The organism is Pseudomonas sp. GXM4, from assembly GCF_008923895.1.
GTDB lineage: Bacteria > Pseudomonadota > Gammaproteobacteria > Pseudomonadales > Pseudomonadaceae > Aquipseudomonas > Aquipseudomonas atacamensis.
Genome location: NZ_WBRZ01000077.1, coordinates 1 through 20,885, shown reverse-complemented (window position 1 = coordinate 20,885; position 20,885 = coordinate 1). Strand labels below are relative to the sequence as shown.

General features: G+C 61.8%; 17 protein-coding genes. 13 read left to right on the top strand and 4 right to left on the bottom strand.

Annotated features, from left to right (window positions below; genetic code table 11):
• On the bottom strand, positions 1 to 511 hold a 511-nt coding region (locus F8N49_RS12415), incomplete at its 3' end, for a hypothetical protein (protein WP_151551604.1).
• Between the two features lie 262 nt (positions 512 to 773).
• Between F8N49_RS12415 and F8N49_RS12410 the strand changes: the two genes are divergently transcribed.
• A complete protein-coding gene (locus F8N49_RS12410) occupies positions 774 to 1,763 on the top strand; it encodes a response regulator (RefSeq protein ID WP_151551601.1) in 990 nt (329 codons plus the stop codon).
• Positions 1,760 to 2,161: a response regulator transcription factor gene (locus tag F8N49_RS12405; protein ID WP_236168776.1), complete on the top strand. Its 402-nt coding sequence runs from the start codon at positions 1,760 to 1,762 to the stop codon at positions 2,159 to 2,161. Before F8N49_RS12410 ends, F8N49_RS12405 begins: the two co-directional genes overlap by 4 nt.
• A 5-nt stretch (positions 2,162 to 2,166) precedes the next feature.
• On the opposite strand, the gene F8N49_RS12400 is transcribed toward F8N49_RS12405, so the two are convergent.
• A complete protein-coding gene (locus tag F8N49_RS12400) occupies positions 2,167 to 2,769 on the bottom strand; it encodes a TetR/AcrR family transcriptional regulator (RefSeq protein ID WP_151551598.1) in 603 nt (200 codons plus the stop codon).
• A gap of 139 nt (positions 2,770 to 2,908) precedes the next feature.
• Between F8N49_RS12400 and F8N49_RS12395 the strand changes: the two genes are divergently transcribed.
• The 6 genes from F8N49_RS12395 to F8N49_RS12370 all read left to right on the top strand — a co-directional run bounded on the left by F8N49_RS12395 (position 2,909) and on the right by F8N49_RS12370 (position 12,101).
• The gene (locus tag F8N49_RS12395; RefSeq protein WP_151551594.1) at positions 2,909 to 3,697 is read left to right on the top strand and encodes an SDR family oxidoreductase; all 789 of its coding nucleotides are present in this window, start codon (positions 2,909 to 2,911) and stop codon (positions 3,695 to 3,697) included.
• Positions 3,698 to 3,751: 54 nt separating this feature from the next.
• Positions 3,752 to 4,768 carry an NADP-dependent oxidoreductase gene (locus F8N49_RS12390; protein WP_151551590.1) on the top strand — a complete coding sequence of 339 codons (1,017 nt, stop codon included), beginning with the start codon at positions 3,752 to 3,754 and terminating at the stop codon, positions 4,766 to 4,768.
• 364 nt (positions 4,769 to 5,132) lie between these two features.
• Entirely contained in the window at positions 5,133 to 7,538 is a 2,406-nt protein-coding gene (locus F8N49_RS12385; RefSeq protein ID WP_151551587.1) for a glucose/quinate/shikimate family membrane-bound PQQ-dependent dehydrogenase, read from the top strand.
• A 97-nt stretch (positions 7,539 to 7,635) separates the two neighbouring features.
• Positions 7,636 to 8,934 (top strand): carbohydrate porin, encoded by a 1,299-nt coding sequence (locus tag F8N49_RS12380; protein WP_151551585.1) that lies wholly within the window; start codon positions 7,636 to 7,638, stop codon positions 8,932 to 8,934.
• 300 nt (positions 8,935 to 9,234) lie between these two features.
• A complete protein-coding gene (proP, locus tag F8N49_RS12375; protein ID WP_151551583.1) occupies positions 9,235 to 10,737 on the top strand; it encodes a glycine betaine/L-proline transporter ProP in 1,503 nt (500 codons plus the stop codon).
• Positions 10,738 to 10,823: 86 nt separating this feature from the next.
• Positions 10,824 to 12,101, top strand: coding sequence for an OmpP1/FadL family transporter (locus F8N49_RS12370; protein ID WP_122505603.1), 1,278 nt, complete (start codon positions 10,824 to 10,826; stop codon positions 12,099 to 12,101).
• Between the two features lie 3 nt (positions 12,102 to 12,104).
• Here F8N49_RS12370 and F8N49_RS12365 read toward each other — a convergent pair whose 3' ends face one another.
• Both F8N49_RS12365 and F8N49_RS12360 read right to left on the bottom strand, forming a co-directional pair.
• A complete protein-coding gene (locus F8N49_RS12365) occupies positions 12,105 to 13,718 on the bottom strand; it encodes a mechanosensitive ion channel family protein (RefSeq protein WP_151551581.1) in 1,614 nt (537 codons plus the stop codon).
• Positions 13,719 to 13,728: 10 nt separating this feature from the next.
• Positions 13,729 to 14,844, bottom strand: coding sequence for an AI-2E family transporter (locus F8N49_RS12360; RefSeq protein ID WP_151551579.1), 1,116 nt, complete (start codon positions 14,842 to 14,844; stop codon positions 13,729 to 13,731).
• 308 nt (positions 14,845 to 15,152) lie between these two features.
• Here F8N49_RS12360 and F8N49_RS12355 point away from each other — a divergent pair, with 308 nt between their 5' ends.
• The 5 genes from F8N49_RS12355 to F8N49_RS12335 all read left to right on the top strand — a co-directional run bounded on the left by F8N49_RS12355 (position 15,153) and on the right by F8N49_RS12335 (position 20,254).
• A complete protein-coding gene (locus F8N49_RS12355; protein WP_151551577.1) occupies positions 15,153 to 16,856 on the top strand; it encodes an amidase in 1,704 nt (567 codons plus the stop codon).
• Between the two features lie 192 nt (positions 16,857 to 17,048).
• Positions 17,049 to 18,344 carry an OprD family porin gene (locus tag F8N49_RS12350; protein WP_151551575.1) on the top strand — a complete coding sequence of 432 codons (1,296 nt, stop codon included), beginning with the start codon at positions 17,049 to 17,051 and terminating at the stop codon, positions 18,342 to 18,344.
• A 226-nt stretch (positions 18,345 to 18,570) separates the two neighbouring features.
• Positions 18,571 to 19,224 (top strand): hypothetical protein, encoded by a 654-nt coding sequence (locus tag F8N49_RS12345; protein ID WP_056786867.1) that lies wholly within the window; start codon positions 18,571 to 18,573, stop codon positions 19,222 to 19,224.
• Positions 19,221 to 19,736: a hypothetical protein gene (locus F8N49_RS12340; protein WP_024013038.1), complete on the top strand. Its 516-nt coding sequence runs from the start codon at positions 19,221 to 19,223 to the stop codon at positions 19,734 to 19,736. The genes F8N49_RS12345 and F8N49_RS12340 overlap by 4 nt, the downstream gene beginning before the upstream one ends.
• A complete protein-coding gene (locus F8N49_RS12335) occupies positions 19,733 to 20,254 on the top strand; it encodes a hypothetical protein (protein WP_122602692.1) in 522 nt (173 codons plus the stop codon). Before F8N49_RS12340 ends, F8N49_RS12335 begins: the two co-directional genes overlap by 4 nt.
• Positions 20,255 to 20,885: the final 631 nt, after the last annotated feature.

Genomic DNA, 20,885 nt, shown 5'->3' with positions numbered 1-20,885 from the left:
GGAGCGAGCCTGCTCGCGAAAGCGGTGGGTCAGTCAAGGGTGATGTCGGCCGGACTGACGCTTTCGCGAGCAGGCTCGCTCCCACAGGGTTTTGCGGTGTTTCCGGATGGCGAGAGTGGACCAGCGCATTCGCGGCGGCGACGGCGATACTCAGCACCCGTCCGAGTGGTAAGCCGGCGGCGTCGATCAGTCCAGCCATCGGCGCGCCCCATTGCGGGTAGACCAACACCGGCCCGTCCGCCGAGCGAATCAGCGCGAGCGGGTTGAGCGCCCACTGCGAAGGCAACTGCAAATGGAAATCGCGCTCCAGCCGCTGGCACAGCGCCGGACGCTGGATCGGCGCACGCACAGCGAACCAGCTCTGGCCCGAGCGGCCGTCTTCAAGGCTGAACCAGGTCAGTTCATGGTCACGGCGCAGCAGACTGAACCGACAGTTCTCCAGCCATGCTTCATCGAGCATCGGCGCATCGGCCACGCGGGAAATTGCAGAGGAGGATGGCTGGCCGGGCATACGCATTCACCGCTGGAAATGGGATTCAGGCTGGTGGCGAAGTATACCCAGCGTTTTTTTGCCAGAGGGCCAGCCGCTGCGCTGATGTCCGTCCGCAGCCTCAAGATGGCCGTCCAGAGCCTTGCGCCGCTGTTTCTTGCGCTATAAAAACGCACGTCTTATCCCTCGGGATAATTGCTTTATGCCAGGCCGTCCCCTAGCGTACGAACCTGATAACCCGGCGCCCGCGCCCTGTCCTTCTCACCGCAACGCAGAGGCCCGCATGATCCGACTCGGCCAAGCCACGATTTCTTTGGAACGGCGCGAAGCCTTTCTCGATGGCCGGCCCTTGCGCATGGGCGGGCGGGCGTTCGAAATACTTTCGGTACTGATGCAGGCCGATGGGCGCATCGTCAGCAAGGACGAGCTGATCAATCAGGTGTGGCCGGACATCGTCGTCGAAGAGAACAATCTGCAAGTGCAGATTTCCTCGCTGCGCAAACTGCTCGGGGAAAAAGAAATCATCCAGACGGTTGCCCGTCGAGGTTACCGATTATTGAAAGACCGCGAACCCAAACTGCCCGTGTTCAACGCCCTGGCCTCGGCGCCGATGGTGGCGCAGCCGCCGTTGGTCGATACGCAATCGGTGCCGGTGTTCATCGTTGACGATGAGGCCTGCGTGCGCAGCGCCTTGAGCCGCTTGTTGCGCGCCGAAGACATCGAACACCGGATTTTCCAGTCCGCCGAAGAACTGCTCGAGGCCGACATCGCCAATGGCCCGGCGTGCCTGTTGCTCGACGTCAGCCTGCCCGAAACCACAGGGCTGCAATTGCAGGCGGCGCTGAACGAGCGCGGCTTGCCGTGGCCGGTGATCTTCATGACCGGCCACGGCACGATTCCGATGTCGGTGCAGGCGATGAAGGCCGGCGCGGTGGAGTTCCTGACCAAACCATTCAATGACGATGAACTGCTCGGCATTCTGCGCAGCACCCGTCAACACGCCGCGACGGCGTTCAATCAATGGCAACGTGTTCAGCACGCGCGGCAATTGGCGGCGCAACTGACACCGCGTGAGCGCGAGGTGCTGCCGCTGATCGTCGGTGGCCTGTCGAACAAGCAGATCGCCAACCAGTTGGGCACCAGCGAAGTGACCGCCAAGGTTCATCGCAAACACATCATGGCGAAGATGCAGACCCGCTCGCTGGTCAACCTCGTCGAACTCTACGGACTGATCAGCGCTGCGCCTTCGCCTGGCCCATCGAGCCTGTCGTGAGCGCCCCGGCGGGTCGCCCGACGGCGATCGAGAACACTCGACCGACGATTGTCTGCATCGTCGATGACGACGCGTCGGTGCGCAAAAGCCTGTCGAATCTGCTGCGTTCGGTCGGTTATCGCGCGCAGGTTTATGCCAGTGGCGAAGCGTTTCTCGCCGAAGCCGACTTCGCCGAAATCGCCTGCCTGCTGCTGGATCTGCGCATGCCCGGCCTGTCCGGCATCGACGTGATGCGCCAACTGCCGCGACAGTTTCCGGTGATCTGCATGTCCGCCCATTGGGACGAGGCGGCGCTGGCTGAGTCCGGGCATTACCAGGCGTTTGAATGCCTGTGCAAACCCTTCGAAGAAGAGGTTTTGCTGGCGGCACTCGACAAGGCCCTGCACCGCCAGCACTGATCGCTTCAGCTGTCCTGCGTGTCTTGTTCCGCAGTTTCGATCGCGGGCAGCGACTCAGTCATCGAAGCGTGACACACCGCCAGAATCTCATCGGCCAGCGCCGAGTCATCCGGGCAGGCGCGCGACAGCATGATCGCCCCGACGGCGCGGGCCAGCAGGTCGATCATCCGGGTCCTGCCCTCACCTTGCGGTGCATCCGCTGCCGTCGGGTATCTCTCGCCGAGCGTCTGCAACGTGCGCTCAATGCCTTCAGCGAACGCCGCTTTCACGTCCCCGGACTGCCGCGCCGCATCGCCGCACAGCGCTGCCATGGTGCAACCGGTGGAGCGTCCGTCGCGATGGTCGCGCGACACGTACACGTCGATGAAATCCTGCACGCTCATGCTTTCGGCGGCGGCCGTGGACTGCGCCAGGCTGTTGGCGGAGGCTTCGGCCATCAGGTCGGCCTTGGAGCCGAAGTGTTTGTAGAAACCGCCGTGAGTAAAACCGGCGGCCGCCATCAGGTCAGCCACGCCGACCCCGTCATAACCGCGTTCGCGGAACATCACTGATGCCGTTTCGACAATGTGCTCGCGATTGGCCTGAGCCTGAGCCTTGGATACGCGCATGTTGAATACCTCCAGCGCTGAAAATTCATCGGCCGATGATACATAGATGTTGGCCATAATCAAAACCGTTGACAGTTTAGATTTGGATCATCATCCTAAAGGCCCGCAATCAGTCTTCAACTGACAAAGAGCCCACACCATGACTACTCGCCCTACTGTTCTGATTACTGGCGCCTCCACCGGCATCGGCGCGGTCTACGCCGCACGTTTCGCCCAGCGCGGTCACGATCTGGTGCTGGTCGCCCGTGACCAGTCGCGCCTGGACACCCTTGCTGCCGGTTTGCGCGCTGAACACAACGTCAATGTCGAAGTGCTACAGGCCGACCTGACGCAACTGAGCGACCTGCAAACCGTCGAGGCGCGTCTGCGTGACGACGCGCGCATCGGTATCCTCGTCAACAATGCCGGCGCGGCGCAGTCCGGTACCTTCATCGAGCAGAGCACCGACAGCGTGGCGCAACTGGTCGCGCTCAACACCACGGCGCTGGTGCGTTTGGCCAGTGCGATCGCCCCGCGTCTGGCCAAGGCCGGCGACGGCGCGATCATCAACATCGGCTCGGTGGTCGGCCTGGCGCCGGAGTTCGGCATGTCGGTGTATGGCGCGACCAAGGCGTTCGTACTGTTCCTCTCCCAGGGCCTGAGCCTGGAACTGTCGCCACAAGGCGTGTATGTGCAAGCCGTATTGCCTGCGGCCACTCGCACGGAAATCTGGGACCGCGCCGGTATCGACATCAACACCCTCACCGACATCATGGAAGTCGGCGATATGGTCGATGCCGCGCTGGTCGGTTTCGACCGTCGCGAAGTCGTGACCATCCCGCCGCTGCACGAAGGCGAGCTCTGGGATGCCCTGCAAACCGCGCGGCAGGGCCTGTTGGGGCAGATCCGCCAGTCGGCGGTGGCGCAACGTTATCTGACTCAGGCCTGACCTCATCCAGACCCGCCGCTATGCCGGCGGGTTTCTACCGAAAGAGCATCCGCAATGAAGGCATTTTTCATCGAGCGCTACGGCAAGCAGAACGGCCGGATCGGCGACATCCCGGAACCGCAGGTCGGCGCGCACGACGTGCTGATCGAAGTGCGCGCCAGCAGCGTCAATCCGCTGGACCTGAAGATTCGCAGCGGCGAATTCAAGATGATCCTTCCCTATCAAATGCCTTTGATATTGGGCAACGATGTCGCCGGCGTGGTGCTCAGCACCGGTGCGGCGGTCAAGCGTTTCAAGCCGGGCGATGAGGTTTATGCGCGTGCGCCTGTAAACAGGATTGGCACGTTTGCCGAACGCATCGCTGTCGATGAAACAGCGATCGCGTTAAAACCCGCCAATCTCGTTATGACCGAGGCGGCTTGCATGCCGCTGGTGGCGTTGACGGCGTGGCAGGCCCTGGTCGAGGTCGCCGGGCTGCAAAAAGGCCAGAAGGTGCTGATTCACGCCGGCTCCGGTGGCGTTGGCACGGTCGCCATTCAACTGGCCAAACACCTCGGCGCTTTTGTTGCGACTACGACCAGCACGGCGAATGTCGCGTGGGTCAAGGCGCTGGGCGCTGATGTGGTGATTGATTACAAGCAGCAGGATTTCGCCATTGAACTGCGCGACTACGACGTGGTGCTCAACAGCCTCGGCGGCGATGTGCTGGAGAAATCGTTGCAGGTGTTGAAACCGGGCGGGCAACTGATTTCCCTGTCGGGGCCGCCGACTACGCAGTTCGCTCGGGAGCAGGGTTTGTCCTGGCTGCTGGGGCTGGTCATGCGCCTGCTCAGCAGCGGCATTCGACGTAAAGCACGCAAGCGGGGGGTGGGTTATTCGTTTCTGTTCATGCGTGCCGATGGCGTTCAGTTGCAGAAAATCACTGCGTTGATTGAGGCAGGAGTGATCAAACCGGTGGTTGATCGTACTTTTCCGTTCGATCAGATAGCTGACGCGTTGCACTACGTAGAAAAAGGCCGGGCAAAGGGCAAGGTTGCCATCGTGATCGATCCTGAAACGCCCTCACCCTAACCCTCTCCCAGAGGGAGAAGGAACTGACCGAGCTGAATGCGCGAGTAACGCCGACCTGAGATACCGAGTCGAACACATATCCTAAAAAGCCCACAAATCAGCTCCCTCTCCTCGGGGAGAGGGCTGGGCGGGCGGCGTTCCGATGAGGGGTGAATTCAACGCGGTGTTTGTACATGTGCATTGCAACTGCAAGCCCGACTCGCCATCCCCGCCGAGACGTCGAGAAACCCCTCTCAACTTGCGTTTTGCTAATCCTGCACCACGCTTGATTCACAGAAGTGCACGTTTTCATGGCAAAACTGCGGTTAACTGAATGGTTAGTTACCGCTATAATCCCGCGCTTCATTCAAACGGGACTTTCAATGTGAACCACAGTCAACGCGTCTCAGGCGTTTCAACGTTCATTCTGGTCGGCCTTGGCGTGATCATCGCCCTGCTCGGTCTGGCGCTCGCGGCCGGCGGTGTGAAGCTGGTCAGCCTGGGCGGTTCCTGGTACTTCTTGGTCGGCGGTCTGGCGATGACCGTTTCCGGCGTGCTGATCGCCCTGAAGAAAACTGCAGGCGCCTGGCTGTTCGCCGCATTTCTCGTGGCCACCGCGATCTGGGCCGTGGCTGACGCCGGGCTGGTGTTCTGGCCGGTGTTCTCGCGGCTGTTCATGTTCAGCGCGATCGGTATGGTCGTCGCTCTGGTCTACCCGCTGCTGGCGCGCGCTAATGGCCGCGTCGCCGGTCGTGGTGCGTATGCCGTGGCCGCTGTGCTCGCGGTTGGTGTGGCCGTTGCTGCAGGCAACATGTTTGTCGCTCACCCAACCGTTGCCGCGACTGGCACTGGCCCGGGCCTGACTCCGGTCGAGCCGGCCAAGGCGCAGAAAGACTGGGCGCACTACGGCAACACCGAAGGTGGCAGCCGCTTCGCCGCGATCGACCAGATCAATCGCAACAACGTCGACAAATTGAAAGTTGCGTGGACCTATCACACCGGGGACGTCGCCGAGAGCGATGGCAACGGCGCCGAAGACCAGCTCACCCCGCTGCAGGTCGGCAACAAAGTATTCATCTGCACCCCACACAACAACCTGATCGCCCTCGATGCCGACACCGGCAAAGAGCTGTGGAAGAACGCGATCAACGCGCAATCGAAAGTCTGGCAGCGCTGCCGTGGCATGGCCTATTTCGACGCCACCGCGACCATCGCTCAGCCGAGCAATTCTTCGATCATCGAAGTCAAACCCGAGCCGGCCGCCAACTGCCAGCGTCGTCTGCTGACCAACACCATCGATGCCCGCCTGATCGCGGTCGATGCTGACACTGGCGAGTTCTGCCAGGGTTTCGGCAACAACGGCCAGGTCGATCTGAAGGCCGGTCTGGGTGATGTTCCGGACAGCTACTATCAGTTGTCGTCCGCGCCATTGATGGCTGGCACCACCGTGGTGGTTGGCGGTCGTGTTGCCGACAACGTGCAAAGCGACATGCCCGGCGGTGTGATTCGTGGTTTTGACGTAATCACGGGCACCATGCGCTGGGCGTTCGACCCGGGCAACCCGCAGGATCGCAACGCACCGGCCGACGGCAAAACCTACGTGCGCAGCACGCCGAACAGCTGGGCGCCGATGTCCTACGACGCGGCGACCAACACGGTGTTCCTGCCGATGGGCAGCTCGTCCACCGACATTTATGGTGTCGAGCGCAGCGAACTGGACCACAAGTACGGCGCCTCGATCCTCGCGCTGGACGCCAGCACCGGTGAAGAACGCTGGGTGTTCCAGACCGTGCACAACGATCTGTGGGACTTCGACCTGCCGATGCAGCCGAGCCTGATCGACTTCGACAAGGACGGTCAAAGCGTTCCGGCGCTGGTCATCGGTACCAAGGCCGGGCAGATCTATGTGCTCGACCGCGCCACCGGCAAGCCGCTGACCGAGGTCAAGGAAGTACCGGTGAAAGCCGCGAACATCCCCAACGAGCCGTACTCGCCGACTCAGCCGAAATCCGTGGGCATGCCGCAGATCGGCGCGCAGCACCTGACCGAATCGGACATGTGGGGCGCCACGCCGTACGACCAGTTGCTCTGCCGCATCGACTTCAAGAGCATGCGCTACGACGGCCTGTACACCGCGCCGGGTACCGACAAATCGCTGAGCTTCCCGGGTTCGCTGGGCGGCATGAACTGGGGCAGCATCTCCACTGACCCGGTGCACGGTTTCATCTTCGTCAACGACATGCGCCTGGGTCTGTGGATCCAGATGATCCCGTCGCAAAACAAAGGCCAGGCCGCTGGCGGTGGCGAAGCGCTGAACACCGGCATGGGCGCTGTTCCACTCAAAGGCACGCCGTACGCGGTGAACAAGAACCGCTTCCTGTCGGTGGCCGGCATTCCGTGCCAGGCGCCGCCGTTCGGCACTTTGACCGCGATCGACATGAAGACCCAGAAAGTCGCATGGCAGGTTCCGGTGGGCACCGTTGAAGACACCGGTCCCCTGGGCATCCGCATGCACCTGCCGATCAAGATCGGTCTGCCAACCCTCGGCGGCACCCTGTCGACCCAGGGCGGCCTGATCTTCATTGCCGGCACCCAGGACTTCTACCTGCGCGCCTTCAACAGCGGCAACGGCGAAGAAGTCTGGAAAGCCCGTCTGCCGGTCGGCAGCCAGGGCGGCCCGATGACCTACGTTTCGCCGAAGACCGGCAAGCAGTACATCGTCGTCACCGCTGGCGGCGCACGCCAGTCAACTGATCGTGGCGATTACGTGATGGCTTACGCCCTGCCGTAACTCGCTGCCGCACAACCAACTTCCCCCCAGCGCGCGGTGCCCCAAAGCACCGCGTCGCCGTTTTATTGCGTTAAAGATTTCAGCAGGAAGGATTCACATGTCATCGGCTGTTCGCTTTTCTCGTACCAAGCTTTCCACTGGCCTGTTGCTGGGCCTGAGCTGCGCCACTGCCCTCCCCGCGCTGGCCGCCAGCGATTCCGATCTGCTGACCCGCAGCACCCTCACCGGTGATTGGGGCGGCTTGCGCCATCAACTCGATGAAGACGGCGTCAAATTCACTGGCGATTACAGCGGCGAAACCGCCTATAACGCCGACGGCGGCCTGCACCGCTCGGCGCGCTACTCGCAGAACATCAAGCTCGGCGTGCAGTTTGATCTGAGCAAACTCTACGGCGTCGACAACGCCGGCAAAGTGCAACTGACCATCAACGACCGTCGCGGTAACAGCGCTTCGGAAGATCTGGTCGGCAACCGCCTGCCGATTCAGGAAAACTACGGCGGCCTGTACACGCGCCTGACTGAACTGAGTTACGAGCGTAGCCTGTTCACCCCGGCGCTGAACGTGAAGCTCGGCTACATGGCCATGGGCAACGACCTCGGCGGTCTCGACAGCGGCATTCTGTGCAACTTCATGAACGCCGGTTTCTGCGGCCATCCGCTGAACATGTCCGGCGGCAGCGGCTGGACCAACTACCCCAACGCGCGTCTGGGCGTGCGGGTCAAATACGACCTGTCGCCGTCCTGGCAACTGCGTGTGGCGGCGTTCAACGTCGACCCAGAAAGTAACGGCAATTCCAGCCGCGCCTGGCATCTGGGGCCTAAGCACACCACCGGCACCGTCGTGCCGATCGAGTTGGTGTACAAGCACGCCGGCGAGCTGCCGGGTGAGTACAAGCTCGGCTATTACTACGACAGCTCCGACGTCAAACGCATTGGCAGCGACGACGAGGTGTCCGGGCGTGGCGGGCATTATCTGCTGATCGATCAGGCCGTATGGCGTTCGCCGACCTCCGAAGGCCGCAGCCTGCATGCTTTCGGTCAGTATTCGGCGGCCAGTGAAGCGGCCTCGCCATTCAGCAAGTGGTACGGCACTGGCGTGGTGTTGTACAAACCGTTCGAAGGCCGTCCGCGTGACACCCTGGCGCTGGGTTATGGCCGCGCCGTGCCGAACCCACGCAGCCGCGATGTGCAGCAGGATGCCGCGCTGGCCAATGGTGCTGCGTTCCCGCATCTCGACAGTGCCGAACAGTTGATTGAGTTGGGCTATGGCTACCAGGCCACCCCATGGCTGACCCTGCGCCCGAACCTGCAATACATCATCGAACCGGGGGCGTTTTCCGGGCAGGACATCGATAATGCGCTGGTGGTGGGGTTGCAGGTGAAGGCTGCGCTTTAAGCCTTGTAATGGATGTCATGCCGTCATCGCTGGCAAGCCAGCTCCCACAGGGTTTGACGGCGGACACAAAATCCCGGCAACACCCAAAACCCTTGTGGGAGCTGGCTTGCCAGCGATAGCGGTGGGTCAGGCAATACAGCTCCAACAAGGCTCGGAGTTGCGCCTCCCCCACCTGTCGAAATTAATTCCAGCCCATCGGTGAATTATTTCGTGTCCGCATGTATCTGAGCCAGAAGAGCCGGCGCCATCATGGAGATGGCATCGCAGCGGTAATCTGGATCAGCGAGCGGGAACAGCGCAATGAAATCACGCAAGAACACTGTCAAACCGATCGGTTTGAAAGACATCACCATTGTCGACGACGCCAAGATGCGCAAGGCGATCACCGCCGCCGCACTGGGCAACGCCATGGAATGGTTCGACTTTGGCGTCTACGGCTTTGTCGCCTATGTGCTCGGCAAGGTCTTCTTCCCCGGCGCCGATCCCGGCGTGCAAATGATCGCCGCGCTGGCGACCTTCTCCGTACCCTTCCTCATCCGTCCGCTTGGCGGTTTGTTCTTCGGTGCGCTCGGCGACAAATACGGACGACAGAAAGTCCTCGCCGCGACCATCGTCATCATGTCCCTGAGCACCTTCGCTATCGGCCTGATTCCGTCTTATGCCTCGATCGGCATCTGGGCGCCGATCCTGCTGTTGCTGGCGAAAATGGCCCAAGGCTTCTCGGTCGGTGGCGAATACACCGGCGCCTCGATCTTCGTCGCTGAATACGCGCCCGACCGTAAGCGCGGCTTCCTCGGCAGTTGGCTGGATTTCGGCTCGATCGCTGGTTTCGTCTTCGGCGCCGGCGTGGTGGTGCTGATCTCGACGATTCTCGGTGAACAGCGCTTCGAAGAATGGGGCTGGCGGATTCCGTTCTTCCTCGCCCTGCCGCTGGGCATGATCGGCCTGTATCTGCGCCACGCCCTCGAAGAAACCCCGGCGTTCCAGCAACACGTGGAAAAACTCGAACAAGGCGATCGCGAAGGTCTCGCCAGTGGCCCGAAAGTGTCGTTCAAGGAAGTCGCGACCAAACACTGGCGCAGCCTGATGACCTGCATCGGTGTGGTGGCGGCGACCAACGTCACCTATTACATGCTACTCACCTACATGCCGAGTTACCTGACGCACAACCTGCACTACAGCGAAAACCACGGTGTACTGATCATCATCGCGATCATGGTCGGCATGCTCTTCGTGCAGCCGCTGATCGGTTTCATCAGCGACAAGATCGGCCGCAAGCCCTTCATCGTCGTCGGCAGCATTGGCCTGTTCATCTTCGCCATTCCGGCGTTCATGCTCATCAACAGCGGCAGCATCGCCCTGATCTTCTCCGGCCTGCTGATCCTCGCGGTGCTGCTCAACTTCTTCATCGGCGTGATGGCCTCGACCCTGCCGGCGATGTTCCCCACGCACATCCGCTACAGCGCGCTGGCCAGTGCCTTCAACGTTTCGGTGCTGATCGCCGGTCTGACCCCGACTGCCGTGGCCTGGCTGGTGGAAAGCACCAACGATCTGTACATGCCTGCGTATTACCTGATGGTCATCGCCGTGGTCGGTCTGGTCACTGGCGTGACCATGAAGGAAACCGCCAACAAGCCCCTGCGCGGCGCGGCCCCGGCGGCTTCCGACCTCGAAGAGGCCAAGGAGTTGTTGCAAGAACACCACGACAACATCGAGCAGAAAATCGAAGACATCGATGCCGAAATCGCCGCGCTGGAAGCCAAGCGCAAGGAACTGGCGCTCCAGCATCCGCGCATCGATTGATCAGTGCGGCGTCGGCAATCGGTCCGACGCCACGCCGAGCTTGAGCTAGCCTTGAAACCGGATTGCATGCCATTCAAGGAGTTCACATGTTCAAGCTGATCAAAAGTTCGGTCGCTGGTGGATTGCTCTTCGCCAGCCTCCAGGCCGAAGCCGGCGGCATCATGATTTACGAGGCCGGCCACGAAGGCACCGGTCTGGCCAACGCCGGCTCTGCGGTCATGGCCAGCGACCCGAGCATTCTGATGACCAACCCGGCGGGCATCAGCCAACTGGCCGGCACGCAGATCAACTTCAACGCGCAGTTGATCCTCGGCGACGTCAGCTTCTCCCGCGACAACGCCAATACCTTCGGCGGCAACGAAGGTGGCAACGCCTTGAAGTACCTGCCCGGCTCCAGCTTCTTCATCAGCCATCAACTCGATGAGCGCTCCTCGATCGGCTTCGGCATGTACGGCAATTTCGGTCTGGCGCTGGACTACGACGATGACTGGGCCGGGCGCTATTTCGCTCAGGAGTCGGCCATTATCGGTGTGTCGTTCCAGCCCACCTATGCCTACAAGATCACTGACGACCTGTCCGTCGGCCTCGGCCCGCGCTTCATGCTTGGCTACTTCCGCACCGAAGTGGCGGTCAACAATAACGTGCTCGGTCTGGGAAACGCCGAGGATGGTCAGTTGCGTTACAAGGACACCGACTGGGGCACGGGCGCCAACGTCGGCGTGCTCTACAACCTCAACGAGCGCACAAAGCTCGGGCTGGCCTGGACCAGCAAGATCAAGCTCAAATTCGAAGACAAACCCGAGCTGAAGAAAATCACCAATCCGCTGCTGCGTCTGGCGCTCAACCGTCTCGACGCCGATCAGCTGAACGTCGACATGAACGTGCCGCAGACCGTCACCACCAGCGTGTCCTACCAGCTCGATCCGCAGTGGACGCTGCTCGGCAGCCTCGGCTGGCAGGACTGGAGCGATTTCGGCAAGGTCGGCGTGGAAGTCGATACCGGCCTGGGCTCGACTTCCAGAACGGCGCAGCGGCAATACAAGGACACCTGGCATGCCTCGATCGGCGCGCAGCACCAGATCAACCCGAAACTGCGCTGGAACGTCGGCCTCGGTTACGACTCCTCGGCAGTGGACGACAAGGATCGCACCGTCGACAACCCGATGAACGAAGCGTGGCGCCTGGCGACCGGGGTCAGCTATGCATTGCAGGACGATGTCGATGTGCACATGAGCTACACGCTGATCTACCTCGGCGACATGGACGTGCAACAGACCAAAGCGCGCTCCGGCGGCTCGGTCTCCGGCGAATACAAAAACGCCGCCCTGCATGTGCTGGGCGGCGGCGTGGTCTGGCGTTTCTAGGGATCACTCATCCTTCGGCGCCTGCGCCGGTGCGGTGAACCACTGCTCCGGCGGCACGCGTTTTTCCTGCTGCGGATCGCCCAGGTAATGCGGCGACATGATCTGCACGCCGTATTCATTGAACACGTCCTGAATATTGGCGTGGAGCATGCTCAGCAACACCGCACGCGGGCGCGGCTGGCTGGGGATGGCTTGGGCCACCAGGCGATACTCGGGATAGAAGTCCGACAGCGCGGTCTGGAACACCTGCGCCGGCGGGTCTTCGAGCACGCCCGGCGTGCGTTTCGCCGCCTCCAGCAGCATCGCTTCGACCTGGCGCCATGGCGTGTCGTAGCCGATGGTCACCACCGTGTCGACCACGTAGCCCGGGCCTTGCACGGTGCGCGAGTAGTTCTTGGTCACGGTGCCGGTGATCATCGAGTTGGGCAGCGTCAGCACTTCACCGAGGCCAGTGCGAATCCGCGTGGTGAACATGCCCAGCTCGGTGACGGTGCCTTCGTACTCGCCGATCCTGACAAATTCGCCGGGGCGCAGGGTCCGCGTGTAGGTCAGGATCAACCCGGCCGCCGCTTGCCCGACGACGCTGGTGGCGCCAAGGGAAATCATCAGGCCGATCAGCACCGACAAGCCTTTGAACGCATCGGTCCCGGCGCCGGGCAGATAGGGATAAGCCATCGCCAGCGCAAACAGCCAGACTGCCAGTGCGGTCAGGCGTTGCGTCGGTTGCAGGGTTTCATGGTTGAGCCAGCTGAACGTCCCCGGCGCGGCCATCCGGCGCAGGATGCGTCGGGTAAATGCGGTCACGCCCCGGGCGATAAAGAAAATCGCCAGCGCCACGCCCAGCCCCGGTATCGCATCGACGATGCCCTGCAACAGATAACCTGCCAGTTCCACCAGATAGTTGTTGAGGCTTTCGCCCCACGGCCGCGTATACGGGAAGCGTGACAGGACGAAACCCAGCCATTCGTAGGACAGCAGCAGGATCAGCAACCAGCGCAGGAACAACAGACAGCGGCTGACCAACGGGTAGAGAAAATTCGAATCGATCAGTTGCACCCGCCCGACCTTCAGCGCCTTGGTGTGGCGATCCATCAGCGCCGGCAGTTTCGCCAACAGCTTGTGGCGCAGCCACGACAGGCACCAGAGCAGCGCCAGATAGATCAGCGTGGCCACCGCCGCCAGCGCCAGCGAACGCACAATCATCTGCACGTTGCGCGCCTCACGGGTTTCGTTGACCACCTGGCGCAGTTTTTCCGCTGCGCCCTCGGCGGCTTCCTGCACCGAGGAATAGGCCAGGCTGTCGACGTCTTTCGGTGCAACGATGAACGCACGGGTATTGCCGATCAGCACCATGTAACTGTTCTGGATCGAATCAGTGCTGATTTTCAGCTCAGGGTCTTCCTCCAGCGCTTCACTGATCACCCGCTTCGCCCGCTTGACCCGTGAGGCCGGCGCCTCGCCGAGGATGGTCGCGCGAAACAGCATGATGCTGCGGTTGGCCACTTTCAGTTCTACCGCTTCGTCCGTTGCTGTCGTGGTGTCTTCCAGTGCCTGGCCGAGCCCGGACCACAGTGTTGCAGCCAGCAGCATCGCCAGCATCATCAGCCTGTTACGCATGCGCCTTTCCTTATGGCTGATTGTCGTGAGAGGTTTCGTCCAGCACTTCGCTGACGTCGGCCGGCTGATAGACCCAGCCGATGAACAATTCATAACCGACCGCCAGGATCACCGGCCCGGTGAACAGGCCGATGATGCCGCTGGTGACCATGCCGCCCAGCGCGCCGATCAGCACCACCGGCATCGGCACCGCCACGCCACGCCCGAGCAGCATCGGCTTGAGCACGTTGTCGGAGAGCCCGGCGATCACCATCCACACGGCGAAGATGATCGTGCCGGGGCCGACGCCATCATGGGCGAAGACAAACACCACCACCGGCACGGTAACCAGCAGCACCGGCAGTTGCATGATGCCCAGCAGCAACACCATCAAAGCCAGCACACCGGCAGCGGGCACGCCCATGATCACCAGCGCCACACCGATCAAGATCATCTGGATAAAAGCGATACCGACCACGCCCTGCGCCACCGCGCGAATGGTCGAGGTGCACAGTTGCGCGATCTGCGGGCCACGCACCGGGCCGGAAATTCGCGTGGTGATCGCCACCGCCGTGCGATGGCCGCGTTCGCCGTGGGTCATGATCAGTCCGGCGACAATCAGCGCCACGACAAACACCACGATGCCTGCGCCGACGCCGGCGGCCTGATGCAACAGCACCCGGCCCCAACTGGTCAGGTGCGGCGCCAGTTCCTTGAACACCCAGCTCAGGTCCTGCGAAGCGTGCATCCAGATGCCATACAACGGCGCGCCGATCAGCGGCCAGTCGGCGACATTGGCGGGTGGCGGCGGAATCTCGAACTGCCCCGCTTCCACGGTTTGCATGCCCACCTTCACCGAATCGGCCACGGATGCGCCGAGCAGGCTCAGCGGCACCATCAGGATCACCAGCCCCAGCAATACCAGCACAATCGCCGCCCAACCGTAGCGGTTGCCGAGTTTTGCGCCGAGTTTCTGGTTCAGCGGGTACAGCGTGACTGCGAGGATCAGCGCCCACAGCATCACATTGAGAAACGGATGGAAAATGTCGTAGCAGAACAGCACCAGGGTCGCGATCAACCCGGCGCGGATCAGCACGTCGAGCAAGGCTTTGGAACTGTTGAAGGCAATCAGCGGCTTTTCTTCCATGGCAACATTCCTGAGCGGTGCAGCATTCGGGATGCGCTGAGCCTAGAACATGTTCGGCCGGTCTTCCTGCGGGGCGCGGCATTTGTGCCTGAATGCATTTTATTGATTCACACAGAACCTGTGGGAGCTGGCTTGCCAGCGATAGCGGCGGGTCAGCCGCCACACAGTTGCACTTGCAACCCCTCACTGCAGGAAACGGAAACATGGTGTTAAATAGGCGCCAGTCCCGACCTTGTCGCTTCAAGCCGTGCCACGAGAACCGCTATGAATACCCCTGCCCCAAACATCCACGCTCAACAGGTGACCCCATGATCGAAGTCACCGAAGTCTCCATCGCCCAACTGCGCGCCGCCCTCGAATCCGGCCAGACCACTGCCGTGGAGCTGGTGCAAGCCTATCTGGCGCGCATTGATGCCTACGATGGCGCCGACACCCCGACGGCACTCAACGCCGTCGTCGTGCGCAACCCCGAAGCGCTGAACGAAGCCCGCGCCTCCGATGCCCGCCGCGCCAAAGGTGAAACCCTCGGCCCGCTCGATGGCATTCCCTACACCGCCAAGGACAGCTATCTGGTCAAGGGCCTGACCGCCGCTTCCGGCAGTCCGGCGTTTGCCGATCTGGTCGCCCATCGCGACGCCTTCACCATCGAGCGCCTGCGCGCTGCCGGGGCGATCTGCCTGGGCAAGACCAACATGCCGCCGATGGCCAATGGCGGCATGCAACGCGGCGTCTATGGCCGCGCTGAAAGCCCGTACAACGCCGCTTACCTCACCGCACCGTTCGCCTCCGGCTCGTCCAACGGCGCCGGCACCGCGACCGCTGCGAGTTTTGCTGCGTTCGGTCTGGCCGAGGAAACCTGGTCCAGCGGTCGCGGCCCTGCGTCGAACAACGGCCTGTGCGCCTACACCCCGTCGCGCGGCGTAATCTCGGTGCGCGGCAACTGGCCGTTGACCCCGACCATGGACGTCGTCGTGCCGTTCGCGCGGACCATGGCCGACCTGCTCGAAGTGCTCGACGTGGTCGTCGCCGAAGACCCGGACACCCGTGGCGACCTCTGGCGCTTGCAACCGTGGTTGCCGATCCCGCGTGTCAGCGAAGTGCGCCCGGCTGCGTACAGTGAACTGGCCGCCGACGCCAAAGCCCTGGCCGGCAAACGCTTTGCCATCCCGCGCATGTACATCAATGCCGACCCGGACGCCGGCACCAGCGAAGCCCCCGGCATTGGCGGCCCGACCGGCCAGCGCATCAACACCCGCGCGTCCGTGATCGATTTGTGGAAGCAGGCGCGTCAGGCTCTTGAGGCCGCTGGCGCCGAAGTCATCGAAACCGATTTCCCGCTGGTCTCCAACTGCGAAGGCGACCGCCCTGGCGCACCAACCGTGTTCACCCGTGGGCTGGTGTCGAAAGAGTTTCTGCACCATGAACTGTGGGATCTGACTGCCTGGGCGTTCGACGACTTCCTGCAGGCCAACGGTGACCCGAAACTCAATCGTCTGGTCGACGTCGACGGGCCGAAGATCTTCCCGCACGACCCCGGCACCCTGCCCAACCGCGAAGGCGATCTGGCCGCCGGCATGGACGAATACGTGCGCATGGCCGAGCGCGGCATCACGCCGTGGAATGAAATCCCAACCGTGCCTGATGGCTTGCGCGGTCTGGAGCAGACCCGACGCATCGACCTCGAAGACTGGATGGACAGCCTCGGCCTCGACGCCGTGCTGTTCCCGACCGTCGCCGACGTCGGCCCGGCGGATGCGGATGTCAATCCTGCTTCGGCCGACATCGCCTGGAGCAACGGCGTCTGGGTGGCTAACGGCAACCTCGCGATCCGCCACCTCGGCGTCCCGACCGTCACCGTGCCCATGGGCGTGATGGCCGACATCGGCATGCCCGTCGGCCTGACCTTCGCCGGTCGCGCGTACGACGACTCGAACCTGCTGCGCTTCGCCGCTGCCTTCGAATCCACCGGCAGCAAACGCCAGATCCCACCGCGTACACCGCCGCTGGCTTAATGTACTGTGTCAGCTCCCACAATCTCTGTGGGAGCTTGCATGCCAGCGATGGCGGCCTGACAGCCGCCACAGTTCTACCTGACTACCCCACAAAGTTTGGTGTGAGGGCTGCCAACTCAGCACACCGGCCCAATCCTTACCAGGCCAATCCGCCGATCATCAGCGCCATCCTGATTACCACCGGCACTGACCATGATCAACCGCGCCCCCTCCCGCCTCACTCTGCTCGCCATGCTCTGCGGTCTGACCGGCACCGCCCATGCCAGCGGCTTCTTCGACGACGCCAAAAGCGATGTCCTGCTGCGCAACTTCTACCTCAGCAACGACTACCGCTCGCCCACGCCCTCCGGGAAAAACTACAAACAGGAATGGGCACAAGGCTTTATCGGCAACTTCTCATCCGGTTTCACCGAGGGCACAGTCGGTTTCGGCATCGACGCCCACGCTTTCGCCGGCCTGAAACTCGACGGCGGCAAGGGCCACTCCGGCACCGGCCTGTTACCGGTCGACAGCGATGGTCGCAGTGAAAACAACTATTCCAGCGTTGGAGGTGCGTTCAAGCTCAAGGTCTCGCGCACCACTCTGGCCTTCGGTGAAATGACCGTAGAAACCCCGGTCTTCGACACCTCCGACAAACGCCTGCAACCGGAATACGCCACAGGCTTTTTGCTCAACAGCGCCGAGTTCGACAACGTCAATCTGGTCGCCGGGCACTTCACCGCGTTCAAGAACCAGGACAGTTCTTCCGGCAAAGGCGATTTCTACGGCTACGGCGCCAACACCGAAGCGGGTGGCATCAGCTTCGTCGGTGCCGACCTGTTCAGCTCCAGCCCGGTCGGCGGCGCACTCTACGCCTCAGAACTGAGCGACACCTGGCACCAGTACTACGGCAACCTGCACTTCAAACAGTCCGGCATTCTGCTCGACGCCAACCTCTACCATACCCGCGACACCGGCCGCGCATTGGCCGGCGAGATCGACAACAGCGCCTTCAGCCTCTCCGGCAAATACAGCTTCGGCCCGCACGCGGTGATGCTCGGCTGGCAACGCATCAATGGCGACACGCCGTTCGATTTCGTCGGCGGCGACTCGATCTACCTCGCCAACTCGATCAAATACGCCGACTTCAACGGCGCCAACGAACGCTCCTGGCAAGCCCGCTACGACCTCGACCTCGGCGCCTTCGGCATCCCCGGCCTGAACTTCATGACGCGCTACGTCAGCGGCAGCCACATCGACGGCACGCACGCGCCGAAGGGCGGCGCCTACAACCCGTTCGACGCCGACAGTGGCGACTATCAACCGCAACAAGGCAGCGGCGGCAAGCACTGGGAACGCGACATCGACCTGAAATATGTCGTGCAGTCCGGCGCAGCGAAGGATCTGTCGGTGCAGCTGTCGCACGTCACCCACCGCGCCAACGAAGCGCAGGCAGGGGATGACATTGACCGGATTTACGTGGTCATCCAGTACCCGCTGGGTTTCTGAGGTAACACGATCAACCCGCTCACAGGTTCCTGCGTCGGCCACAAACCCTGAATTTGCTCCCTGAGATCCAAATCAAATGATTTCAGCGTACCGCAGCGCCTACAGCGGCTAGCCAAGTGCCATCACCTCGTTTATTCTGCGCCCCCGCATAAAAAGCCAAGCCAGGAAGGCATTGATTGACCTTCCTGTTTGTAGTCGATCAACGCAAGCAGATTCAGGGATGTACATGTTTCAGCTATTCAAACTCGGAGCGGCCGTCGTGCTCGCCGCGACGCTCAGCGGCTGCATTACCGAAAGCGCTTCCTGGGTCAGCGAACCCTTGCAACCCAAGGCAAGCGAGCCAGTCAGTTATCTCGTTGGCTCAATCGGGCCGCAATCACTCAAGCAATCAGCCGCTGACAACCAGCGAATCTTTTTCCGCAAACGCGGTTCCGAATACGGTGCGGCCGGCGTCTGGAAAATGGCCGGCGCTTACTCCACGCCGCAGGATGTTCAGGACGGTGTCGGCGCAGCGAGCGTATTCGTGCTTCCCCTGAAGCCGGGCGATTACGAGTTCTATGATTTCCAGTTCTTTTCCGCACGTTATCAACCTGGGCTAGGCACTGTTTTCACCTCGAGAGAGGCGCGGGAGAAATTCAACCTGCCGATGCGCCTGGAACCCGGCAAGGCCTATTACATCGGCGAGTTCCGCTCGTTCTGCCTGACAGCCGGTTTCTGCGCGTTCCGCTGGAGTGATCAGAACGCCCGCGATGCGCTGATTGCGCAACGTCTGGCGCCAGGATTGCCAACGCTGCAACCGCTGAAACTCGACCTGAACAGTGCTCAGCCCTACATCTTCACCGGCCCCATCCCGGGTATTGCCGTGGACGCCAAACCATGAAAAAAATCATCGCCCTCACCGCCGCCGCTCTGTTGACCGGTTGCGCGGCGACCAACACCTTGCCCGAGCGTACGCTTACGGACGCTCAGGATTATCTGCAGCCGATTCACGTTATGGTCGATGACCCGGAAAACGGCTCCAGCCTGCGCAACCACCTGCGTCAGACCGGTGTGTTCCGCACCATCGAAACCGGCAGCGGTAAAGCTGACGAGTACAACGTGCAGGTCAAACTCAATGTGGAACGACACCTACCGCCGTTTCCGGTGATTCTGCTGAGCACCGCGACGTTGTTCTTGCTGCCGCTGTCGAACGAATTCGATACGCAAACCGAATTCACCGTGTACCAGGGTGACAAGCGACTGAAGCAATACACCTATCGCAACATCACTCAAAAATACGTCTGGCTATTGGATCAGGGCGGCGAGATGCGCGAACAGAACCTCGGCCGCATCGCCCGCGCCTTCGCGCAGGATGTGCAGCAGGACCGGCTGATCCCGGCAGTCGCGCAATGAACAGCGCGATGATAAAAGTCGCCGGCCTGCTCTGTGCCTCACTGATGCTGGGCGGCTGCGCCAACACCTTGCAACCGCTCGATTACCATGCCGATCAGGCCTACGTGCCGGTCACGCTCGGCATGGGGCCGGCGTATACGCGCATCGACGAGCAGCATCAGCGCGAAACCGTCAGCGTCCTGAAAAAGACCGGCGCGTTCTCGATGCTCGACGGCGGTTACACTCGCAACGGCTACAGCCTGTTGATCACCGAACCCAGCGACGGCAAGGTCAACTGGCTGGCGCTGGTCAACGTTTTCACCCTGTTCACCTTCCCGATGCCCTACCACTACCAGGACAACCTGCGCGGCTCGGTCTTCAAGGATGGCCAACTGCTCAAAACCTACAACTACTCCCGCGAAGGCTGGAGCGTGATGACGTGGTATGTGCCGATTCCCGGGGTCGAGAACAAACGGCAGATGCTCGACCAGTTGTTGGTGGAAATGGACCGGGACAAGGTGATTCCGTATCAACCATAAGGTTGGGTGATGGGGGCTGGTGCGGTGGACTGCGGCGCAATGAATTGCAATGTGTGAGCGAGCCTGCTCGCGAAGAGGCCATCAGGTACGGCGCAATTCTTTGATTTAAACGAAGCTGTTTAAAAGACACCTGCGGATACGGTCTCAAGGCTACAAATCCTTGCGCCGTTGCCTACAGCTACGCCAGAATCCGCCGGCTTGTGCACCTTGAGGGCGGGTTCTATTGTGGTGCGGTCGCTGACGAATCAGCGATCGGGTTTAGCGATCCGACTCATTACAGACGCGCCAATGCCCAGTCTCCCCCTACGAATCCCTCGAATCCAAAAAACTCCACCAAGCCGCCGACCGCGCCCTCGACCACTACCTCTGCCCACCCGGCTCGACCCCACCGCCGTTCAGCCCCCGCGCCGTTGCCGCAGTGAGGCAGGAAAGCTGAGCTGTTGGCTGTCCATTCTGGCCCCTTCGCGAGCAGGCTCGCCCACAGTTTGACCGCATTCCAAACGTGGAGCGGGCCGGTTCGCGACGACGACCGCTCGTCGGATACCACGGCGCACCTGTCAACTCTGACAGGTGCGCAATCCCGCCAACGCGCGTTAACTCACTCCGTCACCTTTCCGTCGGAGTCGATGCC

Excerpts from the sequence above, each read along its gene's own strand:
- F8N49_RS12410 (WP_151551601.1), top strand. The coding sequence starts at position 774 with ATGATCCGACTCGGCCAAGCCACGATTTCTTTGGAACGGCGCGAAGCC.
- F8N49_RS12400 (WP_151551598.1), bottom strand. The coding sequence starts at position 2,769 with ATGCGCGTATCCAAGGCTCAGGCTCAGGCCAATCGCGAGCACATTGTC.
- F8N49_RS12395 (WP_151551594.1), top strand. The coding sequence starts at position 2,909 with ATGACTACTCGCCCTACTGTTCTGATTACTGGCGCCTCCACCGGCATC.
- F8N49_RS12390 (WP_151551590.1), top strand. The coding sequence starts at position 3,752 with ATGAAGGCATTTTTCATCGAGCGCTACGGCAAGCAGAACGGCCGGATC.
- F8N49_RS12380 (WP_151551585.1), top strand. The coding sequence starts at position 7,636 with ATGTCATCGGCTGTTCGCTTTTCTCGTACCAAGCTTTCCACTGGCCTG.
- proP (WP_151551583.1), top strand. The coding sequence starts at position 9,235 with ATGAAATCACGCAAGAACACTGTCAAACCGATCGGTTTGAAAGACATC.
- F8N49_RS12370 (WP_122505603.1), top strand. The coding sequence starts at position 10,824 with ATGTTCAAGCTGATCAAAAGTTCGGTCGCTGGTGGATTGCTCTTCGCC.
- F8N49_RS12365 (WP_151551581.1), bottom strand. The coding sequence starts at position 13,718 with ATGCGTAACAGGCTGATGATGCTGGCGATGCTGCTGGCTGCAACACTG.
- F8N49_RS12360 (WP_151551579.1), bottom strand. The coding sequence starts at position 14,844 with ATGGAAGAAAAGCCGCTGATTGCCTTCAACAGTTCCAAAGCCTTGCTC.
- F8N49_RS12355 (WP_151551577.1), top strand. The coding sequence starts at position 15,153 with ATGATCGAAGTCACCGAAGTCTCCATCGCCCAACTGCGCGCCGCCCTC.
- F8N49_RS12350 (WP_151551575.1), top strand. The coding sequence starts at position 17,049 with ATGATCAACCGCGCCCCCTCCCGCCTCACTCTGCTCGCCATGCTCTGC.
- F8N49_RS12345 (WP_056786867.1), top strand. The coding sequence starts at position 18,571 with ATGTTTCAGCTATTCAAACTCGGAGCGGCCGTCGTGCTCGCCGCGACG.
- F8N49_RS12340 (WP_024013038.1), top strand. The coding sequence starts at position 19,221 with ATGAAAAAAATCATCGCCCTCACCGCCGCCGCTCTGTTGACCGGTTGC.
- F8N49_RS12335 (WP_122602692.1), top strand. The coding sequence starts at position 19,733 with ATGAACAGCGCGATGATAAAAGTCGCCGGCCTGCTCTGTGCCTCACTG.